Annotated in this window: 15 protein-coding genes and 1 pseudogene; 9 read left to right on the top strand and 7 right to left on the bottom strand. The window is 69.6% G+C overall.

Going from position 1 to position 18,237, the window contains the following annotated elements; genetic code table 11:
- Positions 1 to 69: 69 nt before the first annotated feature.
- Positions 70 to 330 (bottom strand): 30S ribosomal protein S20, encoded by a 261-nt coding sequence (gene rpsT / locus BW730_RS04285; RefSeq protein WP_077685177.1) that lies wholly within the window; start codon positions 328 to 330, stop codon positions 70 to 72.
- Between the two features lie 153 nt (positions 331 to 483).
- Between rpsT and lepA the strand changes: the two genes are divergently transcribed.
- Positions 484 to 2,328, top strand: coding sequence for a translation elongation factor 4 (lepA, locus tag BW730_RS04290; RefSeq protein WP_077685178.1), 1,845 nt, complete (start codon positions 484 to 486; stop codon positions 2,326 to 2,328).
- A 50-nt stretch (positions 2,329 to 2,378) separates the two neighbouring features.
- Here lepA and hrpB read toward each other — a convergent pair whose 3' ends face one another.
- Genes hrpB through BW730_RS04310 form a run of 4 tightly spaced genes read right to left on the bottom strand, consistent with a single transcriptional unit; the run spans position 2,379 to position 7,985 of the window.
- Positions 2,379 to 4,862, bottom strand: a complete 2,484-nt coding sequence (gene hrpB, locus BW730_RS04295; protein ID WP_193432362.1) for an ATP-dependent helicase HrpB — start codon at positions 4,860 to 4,862, stop codon at positions 2,379 to 2,381.
- 29 nt (positions 4,863 to 4,891) lie between these two features.
- Entirely contained in the window at positions 4,892 to 5,716 is an 825-nt protein-coding gene (locus BW730_RS04300) for a carbohydrate ABC transporter permease (protein WP_077685179.1), read from the bottom strand.
- Entirely contained in the window at positions 5,713 to 6,669 is a 957-nt protein-coding gene (locus BW730_RS04305; protein WP_077685180.1) for a carbohydrate ABC transporter permease, read from the bottom strand. The genes BW730_RS04300 and BW730_RS04305 overlap by 4 nt, the downstream gene beginning before the upstream one ends.
- Positions 6,669 to 7,985, bottom strand: coding sequence for an ABC transporter substrate-binding protein (locus BW730_RS04310; RefSeq protein WP_077685181.1), 1,317 nt, complete (start codon positions 7,983 to 7,985; stop codon positions 6,669 to 6,671). The genes BW730_RS04305 and BW730_RS04310 overlap by 1 nt, the downstream gene beginning before the upstream one ends.
- Positions 7,986 to 8,150: 165 nt before the next feature.
- On the opposite strand from BW730_RS04310, the gene hemW reads away from it, so the two are divergent.
- The 8 genes and pseudogenes from hemW (at position 8,151) to BW730_RS04350 (ending at position 15,665) form a co-directional block, all read left to right on the top strand.
- Positions 8,151 to 9,239 carry a radical SAM family heme chaperone HemW gene (hemW, locus tag BW730_RS04315; protein WP_226997066.1) on the top strand — a complete coding sequence of 363 codons (1,089 nt, stop codon included), beginning with the start codon at positions 8,151 to 8,153 and terminating at the stop codon, positions 9,237 to 9,239.
- 77 nt (positions 9,240 to 9,316) lie between these two features.
- Positions 9,317 to 10,759: pseudogene (locus BW730_RS04320) on the top strand (glycoside hydrolase family 1 protein).
- A gap of 353 nt (positions 10,760 to 11,112) precedes the next feature.
- Positions 11,113 to 11,490: a GntR family transcriptional regulator gene (locus BW730_RS04325; RefSeq protein WP_077685183.1), complete on the top strand. Its 378-nt coding sequence runs from the start codon at positions 11,113 to 11,115 to the stop codon at positions 11,488 to 11,490.
- Entirely contained in the window at positions 11,487 to 12,179 is a 693-nt protein-coding gene (locus BW730_RS04330; RefSeq protein ID WP_077685184.1) for an ABC transporter ATP-binding protein, read from the top strand. The genes BW730_RS04325 and BW730_RS04330 overlap by 4 nt, the downstream gene beginning before the upstream one ends.
- Positions 12,176 to 12,991, top strand: a complete 816-nt coding sequence (locus BW730_RS04335) for a hypothetical protein (protein WP_077685185.1) — start codon at positions 12,176 to 12,178, stop codon at positions 12,989 to 12,991. Before BW730_RS04330 ends, BW730_RS04335 begins: the two co-directional genes overlap by 4 nt.
- Before the next feature lie 14 nt (positions 12,992 to 13,005).
- Positions 13,006 to 13,848 (top strand): DUF3097 domain-containing protein, encoded by an 843-nt coding sequence (locus tag BW730_RS04340; RefSeq protein ID WP_145952722.1) that lies wholly within the window; start codon positions 13,006 to 13,008, stop codon positions 13,846 to 13,848.
- Positions 13,849 to 13,882: 34 nt separating this feature from the next.
- Positions 13,883 to 14,656 (top strand): inositol monophosphatase family protein, encoded by a 774-nt coding sequence (locus BW730_RS04345; RefSeq protein ID WP_077685186.1) that lies wholly within the window; start codon positions 13,883 to 13,885, stop codon positions 14,654 to 14,656.
- A gap of 1 nt (position 14,657) precedes the next feature.
- The gene (locus BW730_RS04350; RefSeq protein WP_077685187.1) at positions 14,658 to 15,665 is read left to right on the top strand and encodes a LacI family DNA-binding transcriptional regulator; all 1,008 of its coding nucleotides are present in this window, start codon (positions 14,658 to 14,660) and stop codon (positions 15,663 to 15,665) included.
- Here BW730_RS04350 and BW730_RS04355 read toward each other — a convergent pair.
- Positions 15,653 to 16,678, bottom strand: coding sequence for an arabinan endo-1,5-alpha-L-arabinosidase (locus tag BW730_RS04355; RefSeq protein ID WP_077685188.1), 1,026 nt, complete (start codon positions 16,676 to 16,678; stop codon positions 15,653 to 15,655). The two genes, BW730_RS04350 and BW730_RS04355, sit on opposite strands and share 13 nt — an antisense overlap.
- A complete protein-coding gene (gene arfA / locus BW730_RS04360; protein WP_077685189.1) occupies positions 16,675 to 18,174 on the bottom strand; it encodes an arabinosylfuranosidase ArfA in 1,500 nt (499 codons plus the stop codon). Before arfA ends, BW730_RS04355 begins: the two co-directional genes overlap by 4 nt.
- Positions 18,175 to 18,237: the final 63 nt, after the last annotated feature.

An 18,237-nucleotide genomic window follows, 5' to 3' on the forward strand; every position in this document is an offset into this window, starting at 1 on the left:
GGGTACGCAAAACAGCGCCTTGACGACCGAGGGCCAAGGCGCTGCGTGAAAAGCGCTACCGCGTCAGGCTCAGAGAGCCGCGACGGAGGTGGAGATGGCCGACTTGCGGTTGGCGGCCTGGTTCTTGTGGATGACGCCCTTGCTCACGGCCTTGTCCAGCGCGCGGTTGGCGACCTGGGCAGCCTCGGTGGCCTTGGCGGAGTCGCCAGCGGCGACGGCGTCGCGCACGGCGCGGACGTGGGTGCGCAGGCCCGACTTCACGGCCTTGTTGCGCTGGCGCGCGATCTCGTTGGTCTTGTTGCGCTTCTTCTGGGACTTGATGTTCGCCACTGGGCAAGCCTCTTTTTATCTCAAGTTGGTTGACTCGGTCATGCGTTTGCACGCGACGATCCACCTTACCTGAGACGGTGCTGACGCTCCAAATCTGCTGGTTAGCCCGCCCGGGCAATACGTGAGAGACTTGGTGGTCGTCACAGTCGTCCCATGAGGAAATCGATGCCAGCACCGCGCCCAGGTAAGACCGATCCGGCGATCATCCGCAACTTCTGCATCATCGCCCACATCGATCATGGCAAGTCGACCCTTGCCGACCGCATGCTGCAGTTGACCGAGGTGGTCGACGCGCGGCAGATGCGCGCCCAGTACCTGGACCGGATGGAGATCGAGCGTGAGCGCGGCATCACCATCAAGTCGCAGGCCGTGCGGATGCCGTGGACAAAGGACGGCGTCGTGCACATCCTGAACATGATCGACACCCCCGGCCACGTGGACTTCACCTACGAGGTCTCCCGCTCGCTGCAGGCGTGCGAGGGCGCCGTGCTGCTCGTCGACGCCGCGCAAGGCATCGAGGCGCAGACCCTCGCGAACCTGTACCTCGCGCTCGAGGCCGACCTGCAGATCATCCCGGTGCTGAACAAGATCGACCTGCCCGGCGCCAACCCCGAGAAGTACGCCGAGGAACTCGCCGGCATCATCGGCTGCGACGCCGACGAGGTGCTGCGGGTCTCCGGCAAGACAGGTCAGGGCGTCGCCGAACTTCTCGACACGGTTGTCGAACAGATCCCCGCACCGGTCGGCGACCCGTCGGCCCCCGCCCGCGCTTTGATCTTCGACTCCGTCTACGACACCTACCGTGGCGTCGTCACCTACGTCCGAGTCGTGGACGGCGAACTCAACCACCGCGAGCGCATCCGGATGATGTCGACCAAGGCGACCCACGAGCTGCTCGAGGTCGGCGTCATCTCGCCCGAGCCCGTCAAGGCGGACGCCCTCGGCGTCGGCGAGGTCGGCTACCTGATCACCGGCGTGAAGGACGTTCGCCAGTCCCGCGTCGGCGACACCGTCACGCTCGAACATCGCGCGGCCGAGACCGACCTCGGCGGCTACCGGCACCCCAACCCGATGGTCTACGCGGGCCTGTACCCGATCGACGGCGACGACTTCAACGAACTGCGCGAGGCGCTCGAGAAGCTCCAACTCAACGACGCGGCGCTGACCTACGAGCCCGAAAGCTCGGCAGCGCTCGGCTTCGGCTTCCGGATCGGCTTCCTCGGCCTGCTGCACATGGAGATCGTGCGCGAGCGCCTGGAGCGCGAGTTCAACCTCGACCTCATCTCGACGGCGCCCAACGTCGTCTACCGCGTCATCATGGAGGACGGCACCGAGCACGTCGTGACCAACCCCTCCGAGTACCCGGAGGGCAAGATCGCCGAGGTGTTCGAGCCGGTGGTGCGCGGCACGATCCTGGCGCCCTCCGAGTACATCGGCACCATCCTCGAGCTGTGCCAGACCCGCCGCGGCGTCCAGCGCGGCCTTGACTACCTCAGCGAGGACCGCGTCGAGATCCGCTACACGCTGCCGCTTGCGGAGATCGTCTTCGACTTCTTCGACGCGCTGAAGTCGCGCACCAAGGGCTACGCGTCGCTCGACTACGAGCCCGACGGCGAGCAGGCCTCAGACCTCGTCAAGGTCGACATCCTCCTGCATGGCGACCCGGTCGACGCCTTCTCGGCGATCGTGCACAAGGACAAGGCCTACAGCTACGGCCTGCTGATGGCGTCGAAGCTGAAGGAACTGATCCCGAGGCAGCAGTTCGAGGTGCCGATCCAGGCGGCCATCGGCTCGCGCGTCATCGCCCGCGAGACCATCCGCGCGATCCGCAAGGACGTGCTTGCCAAGTGCTACGGCGGCGACATCTCGCGTAAGCGCAAGCTGCTGGAGAAGCAGAAGGAAGGCAAGAAGCGGATGAAGATGGTCGGCCGCGTCGAGGTGCCCCAGGAGGCCTTCGTCGCAGCCCTGTCGACGTCCGAGCCGACCAAGAAGCCCTGACCCGACGCGTCGTCGGGCAGCCCTGTTGCTGCCTGATGGTCGAACCACCCTCACGAGCGCCGCTTCGTCCGGGCTGTCGCGGGGGCCGTCCACGGGTCCTCGGGCCAGGGATGCTTCGGGTACCGGCCGCGCATCTCGGAGCGCACCTGCTGGTAGGGCCCCGACCAGAACGACGCGAGGTCGCCCGTGATCGCCAACGGCCTCCCGGCGGGCGAGAGCAGGTGGAAGACGACGTCGACGCGGCCGTCGACCAGCCTGGGGGAGTCCGCGAGGCCGAACATCTCCTGAAGCTTCACCGCCACCACGACCGGCCCCGACTCGTCGTGCGGCGGGTAGTCGAGCCGGATCCGGGAGCCGCTCGGCACCAGCAACCGCTCCGGTGCCAACTCGTCCAGTCGACCGGCCTGAGGCCAGGGCAGCAGCCTGCGCAGCGGCGCGGCCAGGTCGATGCCCGCTAGCCGACCCGAGCGCGCAGCCGAGGCCAGTTCGGGGCCGAGCCACTCGTCGAGGCGGGCGAGCAACGCCTCCTCCGAGACGTCGGGCCACGGGTCGCCCAGGACGCGGTGCAGCAGCGCGAGTCGGCGCCGCAGCGCATCGGCGGCGGGGGAGAAGCCGATCAGGCCGAGCCCGTGGTCCTCCACGTAGCGCCGCACAGTGTCGGGGCCGAGTTCGGAGGCGGGCACCGGCGTCGACGACAGCTCGATGGCCCCCAACGCGCTCACCCTGCGGGCCCGCAGCCGACCGTCGACCAGGTCGCCTCGCACCTCGTCCACCAACAGACCCGCGAGCCGCGCGGTCGCCTCGTCGATCGGCGCCCCTGAGCGGATCACGGCCCCTGTGCCCGCGGCCGACGCGCCCGCCGCCCGGGTCACCTCGGCGACGGCCAGCCACTCGTGGCCCGCGAGATCGGCGGGCGCCGCCGCGCGTGTCCCGGACGCGAGCAGGTAGGCATCTCCCACCCGCCGCGCGACGCGCTCGGGGTAGGCGAGCACGACGGCGACCCCGGGGACCGCGCCGATCCCGGCGTGCGCGGGAACCAGGCGCTCGAGTCGCTCCACCTCCGAGGACCAGCGCCGCGACTCGGGCGAGCCGCCCCTGCGCAGCCGGGCGACCTCGCGCTGCAGGTCGCCCGAGACGTCCAGTTCGACGGCGGCGACCACCTCTGCCGCGGCGCGCGTGCCGGTCAGCGGCCCGCTGTCGAGCAGCGCCCTCGCCCAGCGCGGGGCGGCGGGGATCTCGGCCAGCCGACGGCCGGTGGCGGTGATCCTGCCGTCCGCATCGACGGCGCCCAGCCAGCCGAGCACGGCCTCGTCGTCGGCCACCGAACCGGCGGGCAGCGCGGAGGGGAGGCGCAGGCCCTCGCCGCGGGGCGCGCCCCAGGCGGCCAGCGTCAGGAGCGCGCCAGTCAGGTCAGCCGTCTGTGCCTCGGGGGTGACCTGCGGGCGCAGACCGAGGTAGGTCTGCTCGTCGAAGCAGCGCCACACCACACCCGGGCCCTGGCGCGCGGCGCGGCCGGCCCGCTGATCGGCCGACGAGCGCGCCTCGCGCACCGTCACCAGCCCTGCCATCCCACGCGATGCGTCGCGGCGCGGTTCCCGGGAGAGGCCCGCGTCCACCACGACCCGCACCCCGGCAACCGTCAGGGACGACTCGGCGAGGTTTGTCGTGACGACCACGCGGGGCCTGCCCGACGGCGCGCGCTCGGCGATCGCCCGGTCCTGCTCCCTCGGAGGGACCTGGCCGTGCAGTTCGAGCACCTCGGCGTCGAGGTCGGCACGCAGGCGCTCCGCGACGGTGCGCACCTCGCGCACCCCTGGCAGGAAGACCAGCAGGTCGCCGTCATCGGGGCGCTCCGCGAACGCCCGGGTCGCCACGGCGGCGACGTGGGCCAGGAAGTCGCGCGACACGCCTCTGGCGTCGAGTGGCAGCGGCCCCGGCGCGTAGCGCGCCTCCAGCGGGTGCGTGACGGCCGGCACCCCGACGATCGGCGCGGGCCCACCGTCGCCGCCCAGCAACGCCGCGAAGCCGGCGGCGTCGGCGGTGGCCGACATCGCCACGACGGCCAGGTCGTCGCGGAGTTCGCGGACCTCCCCAAGCAGGCCCACCAGCAGGTCGGTGTCGAGCCCGCGCTCGTGCACCTCGTCGAGGATCACGGCCCCGACGCCCTCCAGCGCCGGGTCGCGCAGCAGCCTCCGCAGCAGCACCCCTGGGGTCAGCATCTCGATCCGGGTGCCGCGCCCGACCCGCCGCTCGCCGCGCACCGTGAAACCGGCCAGGTCGCCGACCTGCGTCCCTGTCAGGGATGCCAACCGGCGCGCGGCGGCCCGCGCCGCGACCCTGCGTGGCTGCGTCACGAGCACCCTGCCCTCGACGACGCCCGCCAGCACCGGCGGCGCGAGGGTGGTCTTCCCGGTGCCAGGAGGGGCCTCGACGACGGCGAGCCCACGGCCCGCGACCGCATCGCGCAGGGCGTCGGAGGCCGCGGCGAACGGCAGGCCGCAGCCGTCGGCCACCAGATCGGAGAGGGAACGCACCCGCCTAGTCTGCCCGCTCGCGAGCGAACTCAGCGCAGGCCGGAGGTGGTGAGGCCCTGTACGAGGTAGCGCTGCAGGAAGAGGAACACGAACAGCATCGGAAGCACCGCCACGAGGGTCCCCATGAACAGTTCGGGGTAGCGCACGCCCTGGCTGGTCATGAACTGGCTGAGCGCCACCTGGACGGTGCGGGTCGCGTCCCTGCCGACCAGGGTCGGCCACAGGAACGCGTTCCAGGAGCCGATCAGGATGATGGTGCCGACCGCCGCGATGATGCCCCGCGAGTTGGGCACCACGATGCGCCAAAAACTCGTCCACGGGTTGCACCCGTCGATCAGCGACGCGTCCTCCAACTCGGTCGGGAAGTCCAGGAAGAACTGCCGGAACAGGTAGGTCGCGAAGGCCGAGAACATGCCGGGGATCACCAGGCCGCGGAAGGTGTCGATCCAGCCGAGTTGGGCGGTGATGATGAACATCGGCACGAAGGTCGTCGCGGCGGGCACCATCAGCGTGAAGATCGTCAGCGCAAGTAGCGCGCGCGAGACCCGGTTGTCGTAGCGGGCCAGCGCGTACCCGGCGAGCAGGCTGACGACAACGGTGCCGAGCGTCTGCAGGCCCGCCATGATGGCCGAGTTGGCCATCGCCCGGCCGATGCCGATCGAGTCGTTGGCCAGCAGCGAGGTGAGGTTGGTCAGGTTGACCTGGTCGGGCAGCCAGTTCCACTTCGCTGAGGTGATGTTGGCGTTGGTGGAGAACGCGTTGCGCACGATCACGTACAGCGGTAGCAGGAAGAACAGCGCGAGCGCGATCGCGATGACGTAGCGCAGTCCCTGCGCGACCCGTGAGGTCCTCATGCCTTCCCGCCCCGGTTCAGGATCCAGTTCTGGGCGACGCCGAACACCACGATGATCGAGGTCAGGATCATGGTGCCCGCGCCGCCGACGCCGAGGTCCTGCTGGCCCCCGCCGAGCGCGATCAGGTACAGGTGCACCAGAGGCGGCCGACCGTATGGCGGGTACTGGCCGATCGAGCCGAGCATGTTGTAGAACTCGTCGAACGCCTGGAACGCGTTGATCAGCAGCAGCATGATGACGGCGACGCTGGTGGCCTTGAGTTGCGGAAGCGTGATCCAGCGCAGCAGTCGCCACCCCGACGCGCCGTCGAGGGCGGCCGCCTCGTAGGTCTCGACGGGGATCTTGTTCAGGCCAGCGATGAACAAGATCATGTAGAAGCCGACCTGCAGCCACAGCCTCGCGGAGACCAGCGCGACCCAGTACAGGTTGTTGCCACCGCCGAGCCAGTTGATCGGCTGCTCGAGGCCGAGCGAGCGCAGGAACGAGTTGAGCAGGCCGAAGCGGGCGCCGTTGAAGAAGCCGAAGCGCCAGATGATCGCGGCGATCACGTAACTGACCGCCGTCGGGATGAAGAACACCGACCGGAAGAACGCCCGCCCGATGGTGATCTTGTCCAGCAGCAGCGCCAGCCCGAGCGAGCAGACGTAGGTGAGCGGCACGATGAACACCGCGAACGCGATGAACACCACGAGCGAGTTCAGGAACAGCCGGTCCTGCAGCAGGTAGGCGTAGTTGCCGAACCCGACGAACTTGGTGGGCGTGACGGTGTTGCGGGCCTCGAAGAAGGAGAGCACGGCGCTCCACAGGATCGGGACGTAGACGAAGACCACCAACCCGAGGAAGAACGGTGCCACGAAGGCCGCGAACCACAGGTTGCGGCCCTGCGTCCCGCGGATACGACGCCACAGCCCCCGGCGGTCCGGGGGCTGCGCGGGGGCTGCGGCGTCGCTCATCAGCCAGCCAGCTTGGCCAGTTCGGTCTTGGCGGTCGCCTCGAAGGCGGCGAACTCGGCCTTCGGGTCCTTGCCGTCCTTGATCACGTTGCTGACGGCGGCGTTGTAGGCGTCGCCCATCGCGCCCGACCACATGATGTCGTTGGCGAAGCCGTGGTTCGACACGAAGTCGGCCGCGTCCTTACCCGGGCCAGCCGCCAACTTGTCGGCCTTGGCGACCAGCGCCGTCTTGGCGGGGATGTGGGTTCCGTACGAGTTGGAGAAGTCGACCTGGTCCTCGTCCTGGTCGATCCACAGCCACTTGACGAACTCCTTGGAGGCGTCGACGTTCTTGCCCTTGGCGGCGACGCAGGCGCCGAACGCGCCGAACGGCACCGCTGGACGGCCGCCCGCACCGATGGCGGGGAAGGGCAGCACGCCGACGTCGTCGCCCCACGCCTTCTGGATGTCGGGAAGCGACCACAGGCCGCCCCACTGCATCGCCGTCTCGCCGTTGACGAAGGCCGCGCCGTCGTACCATTCGGCCGACGCCGCCTGCAGCAGGCCGGCCGACTTGTAGAAGTCCCGGTAGGCCGTGAGCGCGTTGTAGAAGTTGTCGTTGAGGAAGGCGACCGCGCTGCGGTCCTCGGTCAACTGCTCGTTGCCGGAGGCCCAGATCAGGATGGTGCCGAGCACGCCGAGGCCACCGTCGTTTCCGGCGAAGAACCCGCCGATGTCGGCGGACTTGACCGCGTCTGCCACCTTGACGAGGTCTGCGAAGGTCTTCGGCGGCTCGACGCCCGCCTTCTGCAGCAGCGAGGGCCGGTAGTACAGCAACTGCATGTCGATGGTCTGCGGGATGCCGTGGACCTTGTCCTCGAACGTGAACCGCTTCATGACGGCGGGGTTGAACTGGTCCTTGACCGGCGCCATGATGTCGGTCAGGTCGGCCAACTGGCCCGAGCGGATCATGTCGAGCGAGCCGCCCTGCTCGACCTCGAACACGTCGGGGACGTCGGTGGTCAGCAGTTGGGCCGCGAGGATCGAGCCGTAGTCGCCGGGGGTCCACTTCACCTCGACCTTGGCCGCGGTGTAAGCGGCGGCGTACTTCTCGACGGCCTCCTTGACGCCCGCCTCGCCGTACTCGTGGTACCACTGCTGGAGCGTCACGTCGCCGCCACCTGCGGGGGCTGACGCATTGGGGGAGGTCGCGCCGGAAGGCTTGGCCTCGCTCGGGGTGCCGGAGGCGAGCGGGTTGTTGGAGCCGCAGGCCGCGAGGGTCGCCGCGGCCGCCAGGCTGCCCCCTGCAAGCAACAGGGATCGTCGGGAGATGTTCATGGGCACACATTGGCATGGATACCACCCGTGTGGGGGCGGTGGTCATCATTTTGGGCCCTAAGCTGAACCGGTGGCCCAGCTCCCCGACGGCGATCCCGCCCCCTCGATGGCTCCCTCCCTGACGAGGCGAGGGCGTCGAGCGCGCCGCTGTCGATCTACGTCCACGTGCCGTTCTGCCGGGTCCGCTGCGGATACTGCGACTTCAACACCTACACGCCGGGCGAGGCGGGCGACGGCGCCTCATCCTCGTACCTGACGGCGGTGCGCTCCGAACTCGACCTCGCGGCCCGCGAGGTGGGCGGCCGCAGCGTGCAGAGCGTCTTCTTCGGCGGCGGCACCCCGACCTGGCTCCCCGAGCCCGACCTGTCCGGCATCCTGACCGCCATCGGCGAGCGCTTCGACCTGACCCCCGATGCCGAGATCACCACCGAGGCGAACCCGGAGACCCTCACGCCCGAGTACCTCGCGGCGCTGCGCGGCAACGGGTTCACCCGGATCTCGCTCGGGCTGCAGTCGGTGGTGCCTCACGTGCTGCGCGTCCTGGAGCGCGAACACAGCCCGCAGCGTGGCCTCGATGCCGCGCGGTGGGCAAGCGAGGCCGGCTTTGAGCACGTCAGCCTCGACCTGATCTACGGCACGCCGGGGGAGAGCCTCGACGACTGGCGCGCAAGCCTCGACGCCGTCACCCGGACCCCTGTCGACCACGTCAGCGCCTACTCACTGATCGTCGAGGAGGGCACCCGGCTCGCAATGCAGGTGCGCCGCGGCACGGTGCCGATGCCAGACGACGACGACCTGGCCGACAAGTACCTGGCGGCGGAGGAGGCCCTCGCGGGGCTCGGGTTCGACAACTACGAGGTGTCCAACTGGGCACGCCCTGGCGGCGAGTGCCGTCACAACCTCGCGTATTGGAAGGGTGACGACTGGTGGGGGATCGGGCCGGGCGCGCACTCGCACGTCGGAGGGGTCCGGTTCTGGAATCGCAAGCATCCGCGCAGCTACGCGCAGGCGCTCTCCGAGGGGCACTCGCCTGCGCTGGCCCGCGAGGTCCTCGACGACGATCAGCGCAGGATCGAGCGCGTGCTGCTCGAGTTGCGGTTGCGCGACGGGCTCCCGCTCGCCGTCCTGACGCCGACGGAGCGCGCCCGGCTCGCGTCGATGGGGGACCTCGTCGAACTCTTCGGCGACCGGGTCCGGGTCGCGCGCGGCGCCAGGCTGCTCGCCGACGGCGTGATCCGGGACCTTCTCGATTAGCGACCTGCCTTGTCGAGGCGCGGTGGGGATCGATTAGCCTGTGAGGTGACCAACCCCGGACAAGGAAGCGGCAGCACATGACCACGTTCCCGACAGATTTCACCTGGGGGGTCGCGACCGCGGCTTTCCAGATCGAGGGCGCGAGCCGCGAAGACGGCCGCACCGACTCCATCTGGGATGCCTACTGTCGCCAGCCCGGAGCCGTGCTCGGCGGCGACACCGGCGCGGTGGCCTGCGACCACTACCACCGGATGCCGCAGGACGTCTCCCTGATCGCCGACCTCGGCTTCGCGGCGTACCGGTTCTCCACCTCGTGGTCGCGGGTCTGCCCCGACGGCGGGCCCGTCAATCAGGCGGGCCTCGAGTTCTACTCCCGGCTCGTCGACGAACTGTCCTCCAAGGGCGTCACCCCCTGGCTGACGCTGTACCACTGGGACCTGCCGCAGGCTCTGCAGGACGAGGGCGGCTGGACCAACCGGCGCACCGCTGAACTGTTCGCCGACTACGCGGAGGCGACCTACCGGGCGCTCGGCGACCGAGTCGTCAACTGGAGCACGCTCAACGAGCCCTAGTGCTCCACCTTCCTGTCCTACGCGGGCGGCGAGCACGCGCCCGGCCACACGGACCCCCGCGAGGCGGTCGCCGCGGTGCACACGATCCTGCTCGCGCACGGCATGGCCGTCGAGAGGCTGCGCGCCGTCGCCGCCGAGAAGGGCTGGGAACTGAACCTGGGTATCACGCTCAACTTCAACCCGCCGATCCCGGAGGACCCCGAGGGCCCCGACTGCCAGGAGGCCGCCCGCCGCGTCGACGGCGCCACTGCCAGGGTGTTCCTCGATCCCCTGTTCCGCGGGGAGTACCCGGCAGACGTTCTCGACGACATGTCGGCGGCCGGGCTGGGCGCCAACATCGTCGACGGCGACCTGGCGCTGATCTCTCAGCCCTTGGACTTCCTCGGCGTCAACTTCTACAACGCGATCTGCGTTGCAGGCCCAGCGGACGGCGCGACCTGGGGCGACGGTTCCTCGCCCGAGGACGGCCACACCGGCACGACCGATCGCGGCCGGCCGTCGCGCAGTTCCTGGGTGGGATCCGAAGGGGTGACGGTCGTCTCGCGCGGCAAGCCTCGCACCGCGATGGGCTGGGAGGTCGAGGGGGACGACCTGATGGATCTGCTGCTCAGGCTGCAGAACGACTACACCGGCCCGGCGGGGATCCCGCTCGTCATCACGGAGAACGGCGCCGCCTACGACGATGTCGCGGGCAAGGAGGGCTACGTCGACGACTCCGCCGACCGCGGCCAGTACTACCGCGACCACCTGACGGCGGTCGCTGGGGCCATCGAGGCGGGAGCGGACGTGCGCGGCTACTTCGCGTGGTCGCTGCTCGACAACTTCGAATGGGCGTTCGGCTACGAGCGCCGTTTCGGGATCGTGCGCGTCGACTACGACACCCAGATCCGCACCCCGAAGTGGTCCGCGCTGTGGCTGGGCGACGTCGCCAGGAACAACGGGTTCTGAGTCAGAGGCCGAGCGCGGGCAGCGCCACGGCAGGGACGTCCTCGGACGGGTGCACACCGCCTCGGTAGCGGTGCGTACCGTCTCGAACAGGTAGGCGTCGGCGATAGCAGGGCCCGCCGGATAGCCGGCGCCGGTCGCTAGCCCGACGGGCGAAGCATTCCAGCACCGCCCGGTCGCCGCGCGCCCCGTCGTCGAGCGGGTCGCGGTCGCGCCGTCGAGCGTCGTGAGTTCCTTCGCCTCGAGGCTGACCCGCCGCACTGGTGCATGCTCCTACGAAGCGCTTGACGACGACCCCCGATCTGTCCTACTGTATTAAGCACTTAGTACAGCGATACAGAGAAGGGCGGTGGGACGTGGAGTTTGATCCCAGCACACCGATCTGGCTGCAGCTCGTCAGCGAGTTCACCCGGCGCATCGTCACCGGCGTGTGGGCACCGGGGGAGAAGATCCCCGGCGTCCGTGAGCTCGCCCTCGAACTGAAGGTCAACCCCAACACGGTGCAACGAGCCCTGGCCGAGCTCGACCGTGAGGGGCTGAGCCGTCCCGAGCGCACCGCAGGGCGTTTCGTCACTGACGAGACCCCAGCCATCGATCGCGCCCGAGAGGGCCTCGCCGCGGAGGCGGCAACCACCTACGCACGGGGAGCGCAGGGGCTCGGCATGAGCCTGACTGCCGCCCGCGAACTCCTGGGCCGCATCTGGCCCGATACCGATGAAAGAGGCAACTCATGACAGCCATCTCGATTCACGGCCTCGTCAAGAACTACGGAAATTTCAGGGCCATCGACGGCCTCGACCTTGAGCTCCGCTCCGGGCAGATCGTCGGCCTGCTCGGCGAGAACGGCTGCGGCAAGACAACGCTGCTCAAGGTCCTCGCGGGAGCTCTGACCCAGTACGAGGGAGAGGTCGCCATCCACGGGCACCGACCCGGGCCGGAGTCCAAGGCGATCGTCTCGTTCCTGCCGGACGCCAGCTTCCTGCCCGACTCGGCGACGCTCGACGCGTGCATCTCGATGTACCGCGACTTCTTCACCGACTTCAGTGAGGACCACGCCCGCGACCTGATCGGCTTCTTCGGCCTCGAGAGCGGCCGCAAGCTGACCACCCTCTCCAAGGGCATGCGCGAGAAGGCGCAGATCGCGCTCGCCATGTCCCGCAAGGCGAAGGTCTACCTGCTCGACGAGCCGATCTCCGGCGTCGACCCCGCGGCCCGCGATGTGCTGCTGCAGGCGATCATCCGCGACCTCGACCCCGAGGCGCTCATCCTGATTTCCACCCACCTGATCCACGACCTTGAGCCCATCCTCGACGCCGTCGCCTTCATGCGGCACGGCAAGGTCCTGCTCACCGGCGAGGTCGACGACCTCCGCTCCGAGCGCGGGCTCTCCATTGATGCACTCTTCCGGGAGGTCTACCGATGAACGCGACCCTGTTCAAGCACGAGATCCTGCGCACCTGGCGCTGGCTGGCCCTGCTCGCCCTCGCGGCGGTGCTCGTCGTCGGCGCCGCGGTGCTGATGGCCGCAACGCTGCCCACCTTCCTGAGCAGCACCTTCGCCGTCATCGCCATCGTGGTCGCGGCGGTCTACCCGTTCGCCGTCCAACTGCTGATCTCGCTCGACTTCTACCGCTCGAGCTACTCCAAGACCGGCTACTTCACCGCCGCGATCCCTGAGAAGGGCTCGACGATCTTCGGCGTGAAGGCGCTCTACGCCTACCTCGTGTCGCTGTTGGCGATCGTCCTCGACCTCGGGCTGCTGCTGCTCGCGGCGATCGGGTTCGGGATGACCGTCGGTACCGGCCCCGCAGAGACCATGCGGACGATCTCCGCCGGGCTCGACGTCTTCTGGCAGCTTCCCGCGTGGCTGGTTGTCGCGTTCTTCGTGATCGTCGCCTTCCTCCCGCTCGTGGGCATCACGCCGTTCTTCTTCGCGGCGACGGTCGGCAGCGAGTCCTGGATCAACCGCAACGGCTTCGGCGGCGTGGTGCTCGTCTGGTTCCTGTTCTACGTCGCCAACCAGATCCTCGGCGTCGCGGCCGTCTTCCTGGCGCCCGCCCTCGACCTGAACCACCTGCCGGAGGTCTCGCTGATGTTCGACCCGGTCGCCCTTGCGACCGCGGGCAACGACGCGCAGTACCTGCCGCTCGGCATTTTCGCCTGGATGCTGCTGATCGGTGTGGTCGGAATGTGGTGGGCGAAGGTGTCGTACAGCAGGAAGCTCGAGTTGCGCTGATACGGTCGCTGACCGTGGACCGCTACTCACGAGACGTACTTGCACCCGGCTGGCAGAAGGCCCATCTGAAGAAGACGCGAGACGTCCCCGTCGAACTCGACCTCGTGGTCGAGTTCGACGACTTCTGTGGGGCCGTCGTCGGCTGGGAGAACGGCATCGTGCTCCTCGAGGACCGCAAGGGCAAGCGCCGAGGCGCGCCGCTCGGCCCCGGCTTCCTGCTCGAGGGCGAGCCGGTAGCGCTGAGGCCCCCGCTGCGCGGGACCGCCGCGAAGCCCAGGTACACCGCCTCCGGGTCGCGTGCCTCGGAGGAACCTGCCAAGGCGAAGGTCGCCCTGCCGAGTCGCATCTACGTCGAGGGCCGCCACGACGCGGAACTGATCGAGAAGGTGTGGGGCGACGACCTGCGCCACACCGGCGTCGTGGTCGAGTTCCTCGGCGGCATCGACGACCTGCCCGCGATCGTCGCCGAGTTCGCGCCCGAGCCGGGCCGCCGCCTCGGCGTCCTGGTTGACCACCTGGTGCCTGGAAGCAAGGAGTCCAGGATCGCGAAGCAGGTCTACCAGGCCGGCTACCGCGACACCGTCCTGATCGAGGGGCACGAGTTCATCGACATCTGGCAGGCCGTGCGACCGGAGCGGATCGGCCGCAAGGCCTGGCCGCAGGTGCCCCGCGACGTCGACTTCAAGCTCGGCACGCTCAAGGCGCTGAACCTGCCCCACCACGACCAGGCCGACATCGCGCGCGGCTGGCAGGCGATCCTGGCAAGGGTGTCCACCTGGCGCGACCTTGACCCGCAACTCAACACCAAGGTCGAGACGCTGATCGACTTCGTCACGCAGGACCATCTCGAGGGATGAGGTCGCCGTGACCGTTCCCACTAAGGTGAGTCACATGGATACCGACGACATCCTCGGCCTGCTGCGCCAGACCGCGACCGAGGTCATCACGCCGAAGTTCCGGGCCCTCTCTGCGGGCGACATCGACGAGAAGCGGCCGGGCGACTACGTCACCGTCGCCGACCGCCAGGCCGAGCAGTACCTGGGCGACCTGCTGCACGCGGCGTTCCCGTCGGCGTTGATCGTGGGTGAGGAGGCCGTTTTCCTCGACCCGTCGCTGCTCAAGGGCCTCGCCAACGCCGACCACGCGTTCGTGATCGACCCCATCGACGGCACCCGCAACTTCGTGGAGGGCCGCGACCAGCACGGCGTGATCCTCGCCGAGGTGCGGGGAGGCGTGACGACCCGCGGCTGGATCTGGCAGCCGATGACCGGGCGCGGCTACGTCGCCGAGCGTGGCGCAGGAGTGCGCGTCAACGGCGAGCCCATCGCGCGGCCGAGGACCGACCGGCTCCCGCTCGGCGGCACCTCCAAGCGCAGGCTCGTCGGTTTCGACGCGGACGGCAGGCTGAGCCCGGCGGTGCCCAGCCACTACTGCTGCGCCTTCGACTACCCGGCGGTGCTGGAGGGCGAGTTCGACTTCATGACGTATGAGTCGACCAACCCGTGGGACCACCTCGCGGGAGGGCTGATGCTCACCGAGAACGGCGGCGTCAGCCGCACCCTCGACGGCCTCAACTACTCGGCCCTCACCCGGACGAAGGGTCTGCTCATCGCGGGCGACACGCTCAGTTGGATGACGGCCCAGCACCTCTGGCCAGCGGCCTGACATGCCACGCGCGCACGACAAGCCGTCGATCCGCGACGTCGCGGCCCTCGCCGGGGTGTCCTACCAGACGGTCTCGCGCGTCCTGAACGAGCCGTCGCTGGTGCGGGCCGAGACGCTGCAGCGCGTCCAGGGCGCCATCGAGGAACTCGGCTACCGGCCCAGCCGCGCCGCCCGCTCGCTCGCCAGAAATGACTCCATGACCATCGGGGTCGTCTCGGTGCACGCGGCGCTTGTCGGCCCGAACCTGACGGCGCTCGCTATCGACGAAGGGGCCCGCGAGCGCGGCTACTCGACGGCGGCCGTCACGGTCCGCGACGACCGCCCCGAGTCGCTGACCGCCGCGCGCGAGCACCTGCTCGGGCTCGGCGTCGACGGCGTGGTCGTGGTGGCCTGGTCCGAGGCCTCGCTTGAACTGGCCGACAGCTTCGCCTCCGACCTGCCCACCTCGGTGGTCGTGGAGGGGCCGGTCTCGCCCGGCGTCGCCCGGGCACGCAGCGATCATCGCGGGGGAGCCAGGGACGCGGTCTCGGCGCTGGTCGACAGCGGAAGGACGTGCATCGCCCACCTGGCCGGCCCCGACGACTGGCTGGAGGCGCAGGCGCGCCGGGCGGGATGGGCCGCGGCCGCCGGTGACGCGGCAGGGCCGGCGATCGTGGCGGGCTGGGACCCCGCCGGCGGCTACCGGGCGATGGCGGAGGCGCTCGAGGCGGAGCCGCGCATCGACGCGGTGTTCGCCGCAAACGACCAGGTCGCCGTCGGCGCCCTGAAGCGGCTGGGGGAACTCGGCAGGGTGGTGCCCGACGACGTGGCGCTGGTCGGCTACGACGACTCCGACATCGCGCCCTACCTCGGGGTCGCCCTCGCCTCGGTCCGTCAGCCGTTCACGGAGGTGGGCTCCGCGGCCATCGACCTGCTGTTCGAGGTGATGGGCGGCGCCGCGCCGAGCGAGCGGGTGCTCGCCTCCACCTTCATCTGGCGGGACTCGGCGGGGCCGCGTCACTCCACGTAGAAGGGCATCTCCTCGGCCTCCTCGGCCGTGGCGATGACGGGCCAACCGTCGCGCCAGGCGATCTCGCGCAGCGCGAGCGTCGGGGCGCCTCCCTCGGCGCCGTCGTAGTAGTGGAACGCCGTCCAGTCACCCGCCACGGAACCTCCGCCTGGTCCGATCCGGTCGCCGACCGTCTCGAGCAGCAGCGTTCCGCCGCCTGCGGCGAGGTCGTTGCCCGCCTTGTCGAGGTAGGGGCCCTCCGGGGAACTCGCCCGGCCGACGTTGAGGTTGTAACTGCTTCCGGTGCCCTTGCAGCAACTGTCGAACGACGCGAAGAGGTAGTAGTAGTCGCCGTGCCGAAGCAGCGCAGGCGCCTCGATCGCGTTGGTGGCGGTGCCTCGGCTCGCAATGGTCACGGGGACCGCGCCTGCTGGGGGCTTGCCGGTCTCCCAGTCGAGCGGCACGAGTTGCAGGCCGCCCCAGAAGGATCCGAACGCCAGCCATCCTCGGCCGTCCGCATCGGTCAGCACCGACGGGTCGATCGCGTTGAAGTTGTCGTCGCCCGTGCTCGCCACGACCTCGCCGCGGTCCTGCCATCCCTCGGATGGCCGGTGCGGGTCGAAGTCGTCGTTGGTCATCAGGCCGATCACGGAGGTGTTCGACGCGAACGTCGAGGCGGCGTAGAACAGGTAGGTGGTGTCGTCGCGGCGGACCAGTTCCGGGGCCCAGAAGTTGGTCACCCCCTGTACCTTCTCGCGCACCCACTCGGGCTCGGTGCCCGGTGTCCACGCCTCGCCCGTGTGGGTCCAGGTGGAGCCACCGTCGTCCGAGACGCGGATCTGGATGGCGCCGAGGCCGACCCGCTCGTCGCCGGTGGACGCGACGACCCACGGCCTGCCGTCCTCGTCGAGGAGCAGCCCCGGGTCGTGCACCAGGACGTCACCGGTGACGGGGACGTCCCGGCCCCAGGCCTCCGGCGCGCAGCCCGTCAGGGCGACGAGCGCGGCCGTCAGCAGCGCGGCGAGCCGTCTCATCGGGCCAGGCGCACCATGGTCCAGGAGATGGGAGGCAGCGTGATGCTGAGCTTCCCGTCCTGCACACTCGCGGTGTCGTTGGCGACCGGGACCACCGAGGCATCGTCCTCGGCGCTGGCCTGGTAGCGCGGGTCGTCGCTGCTCAGCGTCAGCGCCTCGACCAGCGTGTCGGAACCGCCGCGCAGCGCGACGGACACGTCGACGGGGGAGTCGACGTCACGGTTGATCAGGAAGACGGTCATCTCGTCGCCCTCGGCCGTCGCGACGGCGTCGACCGCGTCGATGGTGCCGAACTGAGCGGTCTCGATCGTGGGGGAGTCGAGCACGACGCGCAGCACCTCGCCCTTGGCGTGGCGGGCCGTCAACGCGAAGGGGTGGAAGATCGTCTGCTTCCAGGCCTTGCCGCCCGGCACGGTCATGATCGGAGCGATCACGTTGACGAGCTGGGCCAGGTTCGCCGACCAGACGCGGTCGGTGTGGCGCAGCAGGCTGATCAGCAGGTTGCCGACCACCACGGCGTCGGCGACCGAGTAGTTGTCCTCGAGCAGGACCGGTGCGACGGGCCAGTCGTCGCCCGACGGGGGGCGCGACTCGGCGCGATCCTGGTACCAGACGTTCCACTCGTCGAAGCTGATCCCGATCACCTTGTCCGACTTGTTCGCGGCGCCGACGGCGTCAGCGGTCGCGGCGACCTGGTCGATGAAGCGGTCCATGTCGACGGCGCTTCCGAGGAAGCTCTGCAGGTCCTCGTCGCGCTCCCAGTAGTAGGCGTGCGCCGAGATCATGTCGACGAAGTCCCACGTCTCGGTCAGCACCACGCGCTCCCACTCGCCGAAGGTCGGCATCGAGCGCTGCGAGGAGCCACACGCCACCAGTTCGAGCGATGGGTCCATCATCCGCATGGCGCGGGCGGTCTCGGCGGCCAGCCTGCCGTACTCGTGCGCGGTCTTGTGGCCGATCTGCCACGGGCCGTCCATCTCGTTGCCGAGGCACCACATCTTGACGCGGTAGGGCTCGTCGACCCCGTTCGCCCTGCGCTGCTCCGCGATCGCCGAGTCCGCGGCGACGTTGCAGTACTCGAGCAGGTCGAGCGCCTCCGCGGTGCCGCGGGTGCCGAGGTTGACGGCCATCATCGGCTCGATGCCCGCCTTGTCGGCCCAGCGCATGAACTCGTCGGTTCCGACGGTGTTCGGGTCCATGGAGTGCCAGGCGAGGTCGAGGCGGCGGGGCCGCTGCTCGACGGGTCCGACCCCGTCCTCCCAGCGGTAGCCGGAGACGAAGTTTCCGCCCGGGTAGCGCACCGTCGAGACCCCGAGTTCCCGCGTCAGGTCGAGCACGTCGCCGCGGAACCCGTCGGCGTCAGCGGTGGGGTGATCGGGTTCGTGGATGCCCGTGTAGACGCATCGTCCGAGGTGTTCCACGAACGATCCGAAGGTACGTCGACGCACCGGCCCGACCGCGAAGGCGGGGTCGATGACGAGTGAAGCTGTGCGCATGTTTTCTCCTGCTGGCCGCAATGCCTACAACGATGTAGATCCATCATGACCCACGAAACGGTC

The organism is Tessaracoccus aquimaris, from assembly GCF_001997345.1.
Taxonomy (GTDB): domain Bacteria; phylum Actinomycetota; class Actinomycetes; order Propionibacteriales; family Propionibacteriaceae; genus Arachnia; species Arachnia aquimaris.

Bases quoted from the DNA above. Each gene is read 5' to 3' on its own strand.
- BW730_RS04335 (WP_077685185.1), top strand. From the start codon at position 12,176: ATGAACGCGACCCTGTTCAAGCACGAGATCCTGCGCACCTGGCGCTGG.
- arfA (WP_077685189.1), bottom strand. From the start codon at position 18,174: ATGCGCACAGCTTCACTCGTCATCGACCCCGCCTTCGCGGTCGGGCCG.
- BW730_RS04310 (WP_077685181.1), bottom strand. From the start codon at position 7,985: ATGAACATCTCCCGACGATCCCTGTTGCTTGCAGGGGGCAGCCTGGCG.
- BW730_RS04300 (WP_077685179.1), bottom strand. From the start codon at position 5,716: ATGAGGACCTCACGGGTCGCGCAGGGACTGCGCTACGTCATCGCGATC.
- BW730_RS04355 (WP_077685188.1), bottom strand. From the start codon at position 16,678: ATGAGACGGCTCGCCGCGCTGCTGACGGCCGCGCTCGTCGCCCTGACG.
- BW730_RS04350 (WP_077685187.1), top strand. From the start codon at position 14,658: ATGCCACGCGCGCACGACAAGCCGTCGATCCGCGACGTCGCGGCCCTC.
- BW730_RS04345 (WP_077685186.1), top strand. From the start codon at position 13,883: ATGGATACCGACGACATCCTCGGCCTGCTGCGCCAGACCGCGACCGAG.
- BW730_RS04305 (WP_077685180.1), bottom strand. From the start codon at position 6,669: ATGAGCGACGCCGCAGCCCCCGCGCAGCCCCCGGACCGCCGGGGGCTG.
- BW730_RS04330 (WP_077685184.1), top strand. From the start codon at position 11,487: ATGACAGCCATCTCGATTCACGGCCTCGTCAAGAACTACGGAAATTTC.
- lepA (WP_077685178.1), top strand. From the start codon at position 484: ATGAGGAAATCGATGCCAGCACCGCGCCCAGGTAAGACCGATCCGGCG.